Source organism: Mucilaginibacter daejeonensis (genome assembly GCF_020783335.1).
Lineage (GTDB): Bacteria > Bacteroidota > Bacteroidia > Sphingobacteriales > Sphingobacteriaceae > Mucilaginibacter > Mucilaginibacter daejeonensis.
The window spans coordinates 2,370,272-2,383,042 of the sequence record NZ_CP086068.1 but is presented as its reverse complement, the minus strand read 5'-3'; the positions used below and the strand labels follow the sequence as shown (position 1 = coordinate 2,383,042).

The 12,771-nt window shown below is 48.3% G+C and carries 14 protein-coding genes; 6 read left to right on the top strand and 8 right to left on the bottom strand.

The annotated features are described in order from the left end of the window. The first annotated feature begins 16 nt into the window (after positions 1-16). The 4 genes from LLH06_RS10000 to bioB all read left to right on the top strand — a co-directional run bounded on the left by LLH06_RS10000 (position 17) and on the right by bioB (position 3,435). Entirely contained in the window at positions 17-604 is a 588-nt protein-coding gene (locus LLH06_RS10000; RefSeq protein ID WP_228173226.1) for an IMPACT family protein, read from the top strand. A 76-nt stretch (positions 605-680) separates the two neighbouring features. Further along, positions 681-959 carry a hypothetical protein gene (locus tag LLH06_RS09995; protein ID WP_228173225.1) on the top strand — a complete coding sequence of 93 codons (279 nt, stop codon included), beginning with the start codon at positions 681-683 and terminating at the stop codon, positions 957-959. Between the two features lie 93 nt (positions 960-1,052). Continuing rightward, a complete protein-coding gene (gene mgtE, locus LLH06_RS09990; RefSeq protein ID WP_228173224.1) occupies positions 1,053-2,402 on the top strand; it encodes a magnesium transporter in 1,350 nt (449 codons plus the stop codon). A gap of 25 nt (positions 2,403-2,427) precedes the next feature. Continuing rightward, positions 2,428-3,435 (top strand): biotin synthase BioB, encoded by a 1,008-nt coding sequence (bioB, locus tag LLH06_RS09985; protein WP_228173223.1) that lies wholly within the window; start codon positions 2,428-2,430, stop codon positions 3,433-3,435. Between the two features lie 131 nt (positions 3,436-3,566). On the opposite strand, the gene aroA is transcribed toward bioB, so the two are convergent. The 8 genes from aroA to LLH06_RS09945 form a co-directional block, all read right to left on the bottom strand. Next, positions 3,567-4,814 (bottom strand): 3-phosphoshikimate 1-carboxyvinyltransferase, encoded by a 1,248-nt coding sequence (aroA, locus tag LLH06_RS09980; RefSeq protein WP_228173222.1) that lies wholly within the window; start codon positions 4,812-4,814, stop codon positions 3,567-3,569. Between the two features lie 105 nt (positions 4,815-4,919). Further along, positions 4,920-6,050: a chorismate mutase gene (locus LLH06_RS09975; RefSeq protein ID WP_228173221.1), complete on the bottom strand. Its 1,131-nt coding sequence runs from the start codon at positions 6,048-6,050 to the stop codon at positions 4,920-4,922. 91 nt (positions 6,051-6,141) lie between these two features. Then, positions 6,142-6,987, bottom strand: coding sequence for a prephenate dehydratase (locus LLH06_RS09970; protein WP_228173220.1), 846 nt, complete (start codon positions 6,985-6,987; stop codon positions 6,142-6,144). 249 nt (positions 6,988-7,236) lie between these two features. Beyond that, a complete protein-coding gene (locus LLH06_RS09965; RefSeq protein ID WP_228173219.1) occupies positions 7,237-8,451 on the bottom strand; it encodes a serine hydrolase domain-containing protein in 1,215 nt (404 codons plus the stop codon). Positions 8,452-8,508: 57 nt separating this feature from the next. Then, entirely contained in the window at positions 8,509-9,045 is a 537-nt protein-coding gene (locus tag LLH06_RS09960) for a GNAT family N-acetyltransferase (protein ID WP_228173218.1), read from the bottom strand. Then, positions 9,038-9,628: a hypothetical protein gene (locus tag LLH06_RS09955; protein ID WP_228173217.1), complete on the bottom strand. Its 591-nt coding sequence runs from the start codon at positions 9,626-9,628 to the stop codon at positions 9,038-9,040. The genes LLH06_RS09960 and LLH06_RS09955 overlap by 8 nt, the downstream gene beginning before the upstream one ends. Further along, positions 9,615-10,112, bottom strand: coding sequence for an RNA polymerase sigma factor (locus tag LLH06_RS09950; protein ID WP_228173216.1), 498 nt, complete (start codon positions 10,110-10,112; stop codon positions 9,615-9,617). The genes LLH06_RS09955 and LLH06_RS09950 overlap by 14 nt, the downstream gene beginning before the upstream one ends. Before the next feature lie 52 nt (positions 10,113-10,164). Beyond that, positions 10,165-10,689, bottom strand: coding sequence for a hypothetical protein (locus LLH06_RS09945; RefSeq protein ID WP_228173215.1), 525 nt, complete (start codon positions 10,687-10,689; stop codon positions 10,165-10,167). A 61-nt stretch (positions 10,690-10,750) separates the two neighbouring features. Between LLH06_RS09945 and LLH06_RS09940 the strand changes: the two genes are divergently transcribed. Together LLH06_RS09940 and LLH06_RS09935 are read left to right on the top strand one after the other, a co-directional pair. Next, positions 10,751-12,124 (top strand): dicarboxylate/amino acid:cation symporter, encoded by a 1,374-nt coding sequence (locus tag LLH06_RS09940; RefSeq protein ID WP_228173214.1) that lies wholly within the window; start codon positions 10,751-10,753, stop codon positions 12,122-12,124. A 93-nt stretch (positions 12,125-12,217) separates the two neighbouring features. Beyond that, positions 12,218-12,724 carry a hypothetical protein gene (locus LLH06_RS09935; protein ID WP_228173213.1) on the top strand — a complete coding sequence of 169 codons (507 nt, stop codon included), beginning with the start codon at positions 12,218-12,220 and terminating at the stop codon, positions 12,722-12,724. The last annotated feature ends 47 nt before the right edge of the window (positions 12,725-12,771 follow it).

The window sequence follows — 12,771 nt, the reverse complement described above, 5'->3', positions numbered from 1 at the left end:
TAACGATACTTACTTAATGGTCAGACAAAAGGCCGAGGCTATCTTCACTGATCGTGGCAGCAAATTTATCGCATACGTTTACCCGGTGAGGTCACTTTCGGAGATCAAACCTTTAGTGGACCAGCTAAAAAAGGAACATCCCAAAGCCAACCACCACTGCTGGGCAGTGCGTCTTTCGCCCGACCGGTCGGTGTTCAAGGTGAATGATGATGGGGAGCCGTCGGGCACTGCCGGAAGGCCCATACTAAATGTCATGTTGTCTAAGGATGTGACCGATGCACTCATCGTGGTGGTGCGTTACTTTGGCGGTAAGTTGCTTGGCGTACCGGGGCTTATCAATGCGTATCGTACCTCGGCCGAGATGGGTTTACAGGCAGCCGGCATCGAAGAAAAAGTGATCAGCGACATTTATCGCCTTACTTTTGACCATGTGCAGATGAACGATGTGATGAAGGTGATCAAGGCCGAGCAGGCTACCATCATCAGGCAAGAGGCTGACAACCGCTGTACGATAGAAATTTCGGTACGAAGAAATAAGATCGAGCAAACAATCGGCAAGTTGAATGGTATATATAATCTGACCGCTCATCTGCTTCAGGGTTAGCGCCACGCTGATGGTGCTCGTAACGTTGCAGATAGGGGACCATACCAGGAAAATTAACAGCTAACCATCAAACATCATGAACGCCTTGCCGATCGGTATCTATCTCGAGAATGAGAAAAGGTTCGAATTTGATTTTGTGTCCCATTTATTGAGGATCAATTATTTTAAAGAAACGCGACCGGCCGGCACTATCGTGTCACCATTCAGGATCATCCGTAACGATGAGGGATTTTATCTTCTCATCCACAACTATGACCGTATGGGCGAGCGCAAGATCATGATCGAGTCCATCGATCATAACGAGCTGGTGATCAACCACGACAACACCTCTTACAAGTTGAAAAAAGTGGCTTGATCTTCAGGTCATACTTAGACCAAATGACGCGGGGTAATCACATATCACCCCTTTTTTATGCCTTTTGGGCTGCATTTTGTAACTTGTGCAGCCATGCAGTCCTTCGAATTAGACAGATCAGATCTACAGCGGATCAAGGTTGCCCTTGAGGGTACCGATGCCGACCTGCAAGAGGTTCTGGGTCAGTACCATAGCTCGCAGATCGCTATTCTTTTCGATAAGTTACTGCCTGAGGAGCGTGAGCGCATCATCAATATCCTGCCTACTGAGGATGCATCTGAGGTTATCGCCGAAATGGAGGAGGAGCAGGACGCCGCCGAACTGTTGGTGAACCTGGCCCCCGAAAAACGCTCCGAGATCGTTGAAGAACTTGATTACGACGACGCTACTGACCTTATCGCCCAGCTTGATGAAAGCGACCAGCAAGAGATCCTGGGCGATCTTGACGAGGAGGACGCCTCGAATATTCGTACACTTCTAAGTTATAAGGATGATACGGCGGGCGGGTTGATGAATACCCAGCTGATCAAGGTAAATACCCAACTCACCAAGAACGAAGCGCTGGAAGAGATCATTCGACTCTCTGAGGAGATGGAGGAATTCTACACGCTTTACGCGGTGAACGATGAGGATAAGCTGATGGGGATCCTCTCGCTAAAGGACATTATCAAAGCCAAGAAACAAGTGACCGTAGCTGAGCTGGTGAACACTGACTTTGTTTTTGTGAAAGCCGACCTCGACCAGGAGGAGGTAGCTAAGCTGATCTCGCAATATAATCTCACTAGTGTACCGGTAGTAAGCGACGACATGAAGCTTTTGGGCCGTATCACGGTCGATGATATCATTGACGTGCTACAGGAAGAAAATACTGAGGACATTCTGAAGATATCGGGTGTATCGGAAGATGAGGAATTGGCTGGTAAATGGCAGGATGCGATCAAGAGTCGCTTGCCTTGGTTGGTGATAAACCTGGCCACCGCATTTTTGGCGGCATCCGTGATCCGTAGTTTTGATGATGTCGCTAAAAAGCTACCGGTCATATCTGCCTATATGGTCATCATTGCAGGTATGGGTGGTAACGCTGCTACCCAGGCTTTGGCGGTTACCGTTAGGCGTATATCGCTAAGCGATCTGACCGATCAGCAGGCCTATAGCACCGTGCGCAAAGAATTTTTGGTGGGAATGATCAATGGCGCGGCCACCGGACTGATCGTTTTCGTGGTAGCAATGTTCTATGATGCCAACCCCATGCTGGGGTTGGTGATGTTCCTGGCCATGACGGGCAATTTGATCGTTGCGGGCCTTACAGGGGCTACTATACCCTTGTTACTCAAGAGAGTGGGTATCGACCCTGCAGTGGCCTCATCTATCATCATTACCACTTTCACCGACTGCGTAGGATTTTTGATGCCATTGTGGTTCGCAACAAAGCTTTTGTTGTAGATTTGTAACCGAAACTTTTACTTACATGACCGAAGTTAGACACGACTGGACAAAAGAGGAGATCTCTGACATATACCATAGCCCGCTGTTAGACCTGATCTATCGTGCGGCCACCGTTCACCGCGAAAATAAGGATTACGCCGAAGTACAGATCAGTTCGCTGATCTCGGTAAAAACAGGCGGTTGCCCTGAGGATTGCGCATACTGCCCTCAGGCGGCCCGTTACCAGACCGGTGTGAACGTACATGCCATTTTACCAAAAGAGGAGGTAGTAGCTGCTGCCCAAAAGGCCAAAGCTGGTGGTGCATCACGCTTATGCATGGGTGCCGCCTGGCGCGAAGTGCGCGACAACCGCGACTTTGACAAGGTGATCGAGATGGTTCAAGCCGTTAATCAACTGGATATGGAGGTTTGCTGTACCCTGGGTATGCTTACCGAGCAGCAAGCACAGCGCCTGGCCGATGCCGGTCTGTATGCCTACAACCATAACCTTGATACCTCAGAGGACGATTACAAACGCATCATCACCACGCGTACTTATGACGATCGTTTACAGACCTTGCACAACGTTCGCAAAGCTAAGATATCGGTTTGCAGTGGTGGTATAATTGGTTTAGGTGAAACTGAAGAGGACCGTATCTCAATGTTGAGGACGCTATCTAACCTGCCACAACATCCGGAATCAGTACCAGTGAACGCTTTAGTACCCGTTCAAGGTACCCCGTTGGCTGATCAGCCTCGCGTTTCGGTTTGGGACATGGTACGTATGATAGCCACCGCGCGTATTATCATGCCACGTACGCAGGTGCGTTTATCGGCTGGCCGCACCGAAATGAGCACTGTTGAACAGGCATTATGCTTTATGGCGGGTGCCAGTTCGATATTTGCCGGAGAGAAATTACTCACCACACCGAACCCATCATTTGATGATGATATGGCGATGTTCGAACTATTGGGACTAACCCCACGAAAAGCCTTCAAGAACGGCCGCCCACATCAGGCTAAAGAAGAAGTTGTTGCTGCGGAGGTGTAAAAACTTCTGCATAAAATAAAAGACGTCATTGCGAGGAACTAAGCAATCTCTGCGTAGGCCAATTCAGCCGTGCATAATTTAGAGATCGCTTCGTTCCTCGCAATGACGTTTAAAGCGGATGTTACTGTAAGCTATCTCACCTCAAACCCAGCCTTCGCAAAGTCATCCCAAAATGCCGGGTATGACTTGTTGACCACCTCGGCTTCTTCGATCTCTACATTTGGGATAATCAGCGCAAGCGGCGCAAATGCCATGGCCATGCGGTGATCTTCGTACGTAGCTATAGTAATGTGCTCGGGGACAAACTTCTCTGAACAGTCAAGTTTATACACCTGACCTTTCTCGATCAGTTTTACGCCCATTTTGCCTAACTCATTTTGCAGTGCAGCGATGCGGTCGGTCTCCTTGATCTTCAAGGTCTCCAAGCCGGTAAACGTAGCCTCGTGGCCTAAGGCAGCACAAACTACGATCAGCGTTTGCGCCAGGTCAGGGCAGCTTTTAAGGTCAAATATCTTGCGTGTGACCGGCTTAGGCTCTTTCTTTAAATGTACACCACCGTCTTTAAATTGCGAGGTGATGCCGAAGTTAGCCATAAGTTCGGTGATCACGCTATCTCCTTGCAGGCTGTAAGAGGTCAATCCAGGTAGGAACAATTCTGCTTCGTCAGCCAATGCGGCTACCGAATACCAGTACGAGGCCGCACTCCAATCCGGTTCAACCCAGATCTGCGTTTCAGAAAATTCTTGGTTAGGGATACTGATGACGTTATCGTTCCACTCATAGCGAATGCCGGCTTGTTTGAGCATGCTCAAGGTCATCTCCACATAAGGGCGAGAGGTCAGTTCACCTGCGATATGCAGATCCAGTCCTTTCGGAAGGTTAGGAGCGATGAGCAACAAGGCCGTAATGTATTGACTGCTGATATCACCTTGAACGGTGATGGTATCGGTTACTTGATCAAAACCGCCTTTGATGTGCAAAGGAGGGAATCCTTCGTTCTCGGCATAATCGATACGTGCGCCTAACTTTCTCATGGCATCTACAAGGATGCCGATAGGGCGTTGCTTCATGCGTTCGGTACCGGTAAGCAGTATCTCGCCATCTTGCAGGGGAAAGTAAGCGGTAAGGAAGCGCATTGCTGTGCCGGCAGGACCGATATCCACTGTGCGCGGCGAACCTTGAGCATCAGCCGTTGCATTACGCAGTATACCCGAAAGAGTGACGGCATCCGCAGCGTCTGACACATTGGTCACTTTGACCTTGCCACCGCTTAACGCCTCGATCACCAAAGCGCGGTTACATTCGCTTTTGGATCCGGTAAGTTGAATAGTAGCATTAACCACTTTATTACTGCGGCTAACCGTTATATTTTTTGACATGGAATCTGCTAAAACGACACTGCGAGGAATGAAGCCCCTTTAAACTTACTGGCTGGTGAGCCTACGCAGAGGTTGCTTCGTTCCTCGCAATGACGAGGTGGAAAATTACGAATGCGACAGTTGCTCTTGAGCCGCTGCTTCAGACTGGCCAGCGTTCATGATCTCGGTCTGTTTGCGGATCGATTCGCTGTGTACCAATTCCAGTAATTTCTCGGTGAACTCGCCGCTCAACTTTAAGGCTTTGCCATAGTTAGTGCGTTTTTGAAGGATCTCGTCCCAACGGTTAACTTGCAAAATGGTGATGCCGTTGTCTTTTTTGTAGTTACCGATCTGCTCAACGATCTGCATACGCTCAGCTAATTTCTGGATCACCAGGTCGTCGATCTTGTCGATCTTGCTACGTAATTCGGTCAGTTTGTCTTTTACATCAGCATTCACCACTTCAGAGTGACGCAGGGTCAAACGCTCTATCAGTTCAGCCAGAGCCGAAGGAGTAAGTTGCTGTTTTGCATCGGTCCAGGCCACTGAAGGATCGATGTGTGATTCGATCATTAAACCTTGCATATCCAGGTCAAGTGCTTTTTGCGATACGTAAGGGATCAGCTCGCGATTACCCGAGATGTGGCTTGGATCGCAAATGATCGGCAATTCAGGCGCATGAGTTTTTAAGTTGATGGCCAGATCCCACATCGGTTCGTTACGGAAAGCCGTTTTTTCGAACGATGAGAAACCACGGTGAATAGCGGCCAGCTTAGTGATACCGGCGTTATTGATACGCTCTAAGGCACCGATCCATAACGACAGGTCAGGATTTACCGGGTTCTTTACCATCACCGGGATATCCACACCGCGCAGGGCATCAGCGATCTCCTGAACAGTGAACGGATTAACGGTAGAGCGGGCACCTACCCAAAAAATATCAACACCAGCTTTTAAAGCCTCTTCAACGTGTTTGCCTGTAGCGACCTCTACCGCGGTAGGCAGGCCAGTTTCAGCTTTAGCACGTTTTAACCACTCTAAACCGATGCTACCGATACCTTCAAATTCACCCGGACGGGTACGTGGTTTCCATATACCTGCACGCAGGGCGGTCACTTTACCGGTGGCTGCCAGTAAGTGGGCAGTGGCTACCAGTTGGTCTTCGGTCTCGGCGCTGCAAGGGCCGGCGATCAGTAATGGTTCACTTTTAGCAGTGATCCATGAGCTTAGGGGCTGTATTTTAAGATCAAGTTTCATATTCTTTGTTTTAGGTCCGGAGGGTTCGATGCTCCGGCAGTTATGTATTTAAATTAAGTTGATTATGTTATTTATTAAAGTGTTGCATTGACTAATAGATCACCTCGTCAATGTAGCGTTCGTACTCGCCCAGTATATTGAAGTTGTGCGTATAATTCAGGATCTGTCGAATGGCCTTGTCATACTGGTCGGTGTTCTTCCATTCAATATCGAGGTAAAAGTTGTACTCGTTACGTTTACCCAACACCGGCATGCTTTGGATCTTGCTCATGTTGATCTCTTGTTCGGCCAGTATGTTCAACACCTTAGCTAATGCGCCAACCTCGTTACTCACCTGGAAGCATAATGACGCTTTATTGGCGGTCACCTTTTTAGCATTCTCATGCGTGGTAAAGATCAGGAAACGGGTAAAGTTCTTTTTATTACTCTCGATGCGGCGTTCCTTGATCTCCAGCTCGTACAGGTTGGCTGCAAGTGCGTTCGCTATGGCAGCGGTGTCGGTCAGTTGCTCATCACGTACACGTTTAGCGCAGGCTGCGGTGTCGTTACTCTCCACCACCTTAATGTGCGGGTACTCGTCAATAAAGTCGATGCACTGGCGCAGGGCGATCGGGTGCGATATCACGTAGCGCAGATCCTCGAACTTTACACCTGGCAAGGTGAGGAAGTGCAACTGGATCGGCAGGTAAACCTCGCCCACGATAGGGAAGTTGTAGCTCCGCAACAAAGAGTAGTTCGGTAAGATGCTACCAGCGATGTTATTCTCGATGGCCATCACCAGGTAGTCGGCCTGCTTGTTCTTTAACGCCTCGAACGTTTGTTTGAAGGAGTTGCACTCGACGGTCTGTATGTCAGTACCGAAATACCGGAAAGCGGCCTCTTCGTGAAAGGAAGCGCGGATGCCCTGGATCGCTACTCGTGGTCTATTGTTTTCCATAACCCTGTTAAAGCAAGAAAGTCCCGGCTGTTGGGCCGGGACTTTCTGATCTTTTCTTATGTCTTAGTTAAGCATATCAGTCCCGGCTCTTACCGCTAAAGTAAAAGTAGAAGAAACCAAAACCGAAAGTGCTATTAATTTTCATTGCTTGTTTTGAACGATGTAAAACTACGAGTAAAATTTAATTTGTCAAGAATAAAAATAAAAAAATTAAATTTTGTGAGCACTTCGTTACAAATTGACGCTCAACTACTTCTTCAAGGCCTCTAAAAGGCTCTTAACAACACCATCCATATCCCGGCTCTCGATCCAGCGTACCACCATAACCAGCTCATGATCAGGATCGCAGTAGATCATGTTAGTACCGTTGCCAATGTGTACCCATACATTCTCTGCGGCCGACGGCAACAGCTTTTTGTCGGTATTAAGGAACCAGTTCATATACCCATAGCCTGTATTGGCCGTTGTAGGAGTAAGTGCCTGCTTTACCCATTGCTGGCTGATGAGTTGCTTGCCATTCCAATTACCACGGCGCACAGTGAGCAGACCGAAGCGAGCCATATCAAAAGCGTTCATGAACATGCCGCCGCCCCAATGCCCGCCGCCACTTACCGATTGTACGGGTTGACCGTCCAACACGATCCACGAGGTACGGTAGCCCGTCCAACGCCAGGTGGTAGAAGCACCGATCGGATCCATGATATTTTCTTTTAAAACCTGCGGCAAGGGCCTCCGCCAAACCGATGTAGCAGCCAGTGCAAGGGCGTTAACCCTTACATCGTTATATTTATATACGGCACCCGGTTCATTGCGCTTGCGGTCTTTATATTGTTCTATGTCCCCTTGCGGACGGTCGGCCCAATCAGGTTTGCCCCACAGGGTACCTTCCCAATCACTGGTCTGCCGCAGCATCACGTCCCACGTCAGGCGTTTGTTATGCGCCGAAGCAAAAGGATAGATCAGGCTATTTTGCATAGCGGTGCGCTGAGTCACGTTACTATTAGGGTCGTATAACTCAACGAACGGAACATAGTTAGCCACAGTATCGGCCGTGCTGCGGATAAGGCCGCGATCCACCGCCAAACCGACCAGCGTAGACAGAAAGCTCTTGGATACGCTATTGACTATCTCGACATTTTTGGGTTGACCCCACTGGGCAACGATATATCCTTTATAGATGATCAGACCCGTTGCATCGCCACGGTCGGTAAGCGGGCCCACTGCTTCGCTGAATGGTTCCTTCCCAAAACTCTGGAATTGCGATAACTCACCGTTGCGTGACGCTTTGGCTTCGTGAGCTTTGGCAAAAGCTATGGTTCGCTGAATGGCTTCATCGTTAAGTCCCATTTGAGTGGGGGAACGCATTTCCCAAGAACCGGCAGGAGGGTAGTAGCCTTTCTTTTGAGCGTATATTATTGATGAGCTAAGTAAAGAGAAAGTAAGCGCAAGGGTAAAGATCTTCATGTCCGAATATAAGCATCGAACTTTGAGCAGATCAGATCGAGTCTTGTAAATTTACTATTACTTCAGATCGCGGCACATGAGTAGGTCTGTTTGGCGATCACCGCCCAGCATAAAATCATGGTTTCCACAATGCATAAAGCCCATGCGCTCGTAAAGCCGGATGGCGTTAGCGTTGCGTTCCCAAACTCCCAACCAGATCATGTCGCGCTGTTGCTCAACAGCCATGCTCACCGCGGCTTCCAGCATCTGGCTACCGATCTTTTTGCCTTGATGTTGAGCGAGCACATATAATCGTTCCACCTCCAGGCTGTTGCGGTTCTTAAACTCAGTTTGTGCGTGGCCTGTATTGATCTTGATGAAGCCGGTCACTTGTTCATTCAGTATGGCAAAATAAAAGGTCGACCCGGGAGTGGCTATCTCACTCAACAACTGGTCATGACCAAAAGCCTTTGCAGTATACGCATCCATATCATCAGCGGAGTTCAGATGTCCGAACGCGGCATAGAAGGTCTCCCGGCTCATACTGGCTAGTAAACGAATGTCATCGGCCGTTACATGCTTCAAACTGATATTTAATTCCGGTGTGTTATTCAAATTGTCCTTCCAGTCGTTCCAAGCGTTCGATAAGGTAACTCACGCGTTTTTGCTCGCGCTGTATAAAGCGGTCCTTTAGGTAAAAAGTGCAGAACAGTATATATATAGCACAAAAGATGTAGTACGTGACCTTGAACATCAGCGGTTTGTTCTGGAACACCTCTATAGTATAAAAGGAGATACCCAGACAGGTCATCAACGCAAAGGCGTAATAGAACCGGCCGTGCAGGTAAGCGCGCCGTTTCTGATATTCTTTTAAGCTGTTCAGGTAAGCGGCCGGGTCAAGGGTCAGATCTTGACGGGTGATGGTACGGTAATCACCGATCTGCAGGATCAAATAGGCGATCATACCGAACAACAGCACGAATAACCCTATATAACTCAAGCGGCGCTCGAACACCGCGAACAAGGTTAGCCCAGCCGTGAATATGATCGTGACCGATATAGCGATAATGCCGTACAATACACGGCTCCCCAGTTTGTTGATCCCTTTTTTTACCTGTTTCAGCACATCATCTACCGAAAGCCGGGGCTGCTTTGGTTGTTCCTGCCAAACCGATATCAGGTGTTCAAAGTCTTTCATAATGATTATATAGATCGGTTAGCTTTTGTTTTATACGATGGATCTTGACCCGCAGGTTGCCTTCAGATATACCTGATATCTCGGCGATCTCGGGGTATGGCAACTCATCGAGCACCATAGTGATGATAATTCTTTCTGACTCTTCAAGTTTGGCTATACATTTATATAATAATGCCACCTGTTCATTCTTTTCCGACAGGTCCTCCTTACGCGTTTCGGCCAGTTGAGGGGTAAGCTCTTCCTTGGCCTGGCGTTTCTCTGACCGCAGGTAGGTCAAACAGGTGTTCACCGCTATGCGGTATATCCAGGTAGATATCAGCGCCGTGTTACGGAACTTGTCGAGGTTTTGCCAAACCTTTACGAATGTTTCCTGTAACAGGTCATGTGCCGCGTCCTCATCCCCGGTGTAACCGAGGCAAAGGCGGAATATCTTTTTGGAGTTCGATTCAAATATCTGCCTAAAGGCAGCATCCTTATCATTCACTGATGTGTTGTTTAGTTGTTGTAGGGTTTAGATGTGGCAGGGCAGCTGATTGTTACAGATAGTCCTTTTTATTTATCCAGCTTAATTTGGCATCAGCCTCGTTCACTACACTTTCTAAGTCGGTGCGGTGATCGTACTGAAGGTCCTCATGTAGGGCCGATATCAACTTGACCACCTTTTCCAATTGCCTGACCAGGATCTGGCGTAAGGGTTTGTAGTTGGCGCGCTTGTCCACGTGCTCTACATACAGCTTGCAAAAGTGGATCAGCAGCTCGATCTCGGCAGGCTTTGAGGCCATGAACCTGCTGTGCTTGGTCACCAGTCTCAATATCTTGCGCAGCGCTTTAGCGGCGTTGTAAGCGTGACTGGGCAACTCCATGAACAAGCCATCCATCTCTTGCTTTACACTGTCAGTATACCCGGCCACATCATGGGCATCAAAAAGCAGGTAGGTGAGTAGCTCTTTGCTTTCCTTCTTATACTTGGCCAACCGCAGGCATAGCTCGGCCAGGCGGGCCTGATCAAGGTGCTGCAGTTCCTTTTTTACCGACTGTAACGTGTAAGTATTTATCCCCATCCGTCAGTTTAATTTTAGCAAAATTGTAAATTATCGTAGTTTTATCCCTTTAAACCCTTGCATGAAACAAAGTAAACTAACGCTTTATATCTTTATTGCCCTTGTATTGGGTGTTATCGTAGGATATTTTTACAATGTTAAAGTAATTAAGGAATATAACTACAATATAGTAAAAGCTGATTCCACCGTTCGTGCGATAGACACCCGTATAGTAAGGCTGAAAGATACCACCGTTACCGAATTTGCCGCCCTCAAGACCGAGCGTGCCGCTGTGGTAAAGGCCCGTAAAGAGAGTGATACCATACGCGAAGGCAAACTGGAAGGCTTTGTGATCCTGAGTGATGTTTTTTTACGCCTGATCAAAATGATCGTGGCTCCCTTGGTGTTCACTACGCTGGTAGTAGGTGTGGCAAAGGTGGGCGACATAAGCGCCGTGGGCCGCATTGGCGGCAAGACCATGCTTTGGTTCCTGAGTGCCTCGTTAGCGTCCTTGTTATTAGGTATGCTGTTGGTGAACCTGTTCAAACCAGGCGAGACCATGCATATCCCATTGCCTGACAGCCATTTGACCACTGATATCAAAAAAGCGGCGTTATCGCTGCGCGACTTTATTACCCATGTGTTCCCTAAGAGCTTCATTGAGTCGATGGCTAACAACGAGATACTACAGATCGTGGTGTTCGCCTTGTTCTTTGGTGTGGCCACCGGTGCCATTGGCGAAAAGGGCGACGTGATCATCCAGTTCATGGATGCCGCAGCGCACGTGATACTCAAGATCACGGGTTATGTGATGAAGGTTGCTCCATTAGCCGTGTTCGGTGCTATCACTGCGGTGATAGCGCGTCAGGGTTTGGGTATCTTATCCACCTACGCAGTATTCATTGGCGAGTTCTATTTCTCGTTACTGGTTCTTTGGCTGGTGATCATACTGGCCGGCTTTATGGTGCTACGCACTCGTGCGTTCACGCTGGTGAACCGCATTAAGGATGCGATGCTGATCGCGTTCAGTACATCTACCAGTGAGGCAGCTTATCCACGTATATTGATGGAATTGGAGCGCTTTGGTTGCAACAACAAGATCGTGAGCTTTGTATTGCCTTTGGGCTACTCGTTCAACCTCGACGGCTCCATGATGTACATGACCTTCGCTTCGTTGTTCCTCGCACAATCATATGGTATACATTTGGCGTTCCCTCAGCAATTGTCGATGTTGTTGGTGCTGATGCTGACCAGTAAAGGTATAGCCGGTGTGCCGCGTGCATCGTTAGTGGTGATCGCCGGTACCATTGCCATGTACAACATTCCTGAAGCTGGTTTGGCGCTGCTGATCGGTATCGATCCGCTGCTGGATATGGGCCGCTCGGCTACTAACGTATTAGGTAACGCCATGGCTACTGCCGTAGTAAGCAAGTGGGAAGGCGACTTGAAAGACTAACCGCTAACATTACCATTAATTGAAGACGTTAAATTGTGATGGAGTTACTACTTTTGCGGCCTATCCATAGTAACGCTTAATTATCCCCTGAAAATGACCGATAGAACTAAAAAGATATTTTTCGCCTGCACCATCATCGTGCCCATACTGCTTTATTGCGGTTACTACTATGGCATGATGATCAAGAACGCGCCATACCGTTTTTCCGATTTTCAGTACCTGCGCTTTGAGTATGGCATGGGCGACAGCCTGGTGAATAAATACAACTCCAAAACCGGAGAGTATCAATACCGAACCAAAAGTGGTAACATCAAGAACTTCAACATGAAGTTATCTAAAGATGACCTGCTGTACCTGCACCGCAAGGCGGCCGACCTTGGTTTCTGGAACTTTCCTAACGTTGAGGAAGGCGATACCGAAAATGGCAAGAAGCGCATCACGCCTCATTTTTTGATCGAGTTCGTTTACGCTAAAAAGACCAAGAAGGTGTTATTTGACGAAGCGTACAACGGTGACCCCAAATTGAAAGATGCCAACGTCCGCTTTATCAAAGAGATACAAAAGGTGTTAGACGATCGCGAACAGAAGACCGTCAAATAAAAAAACAAAAGAGCCCCGTTCATCATGAATGGGGCTCTTTTGTTTAT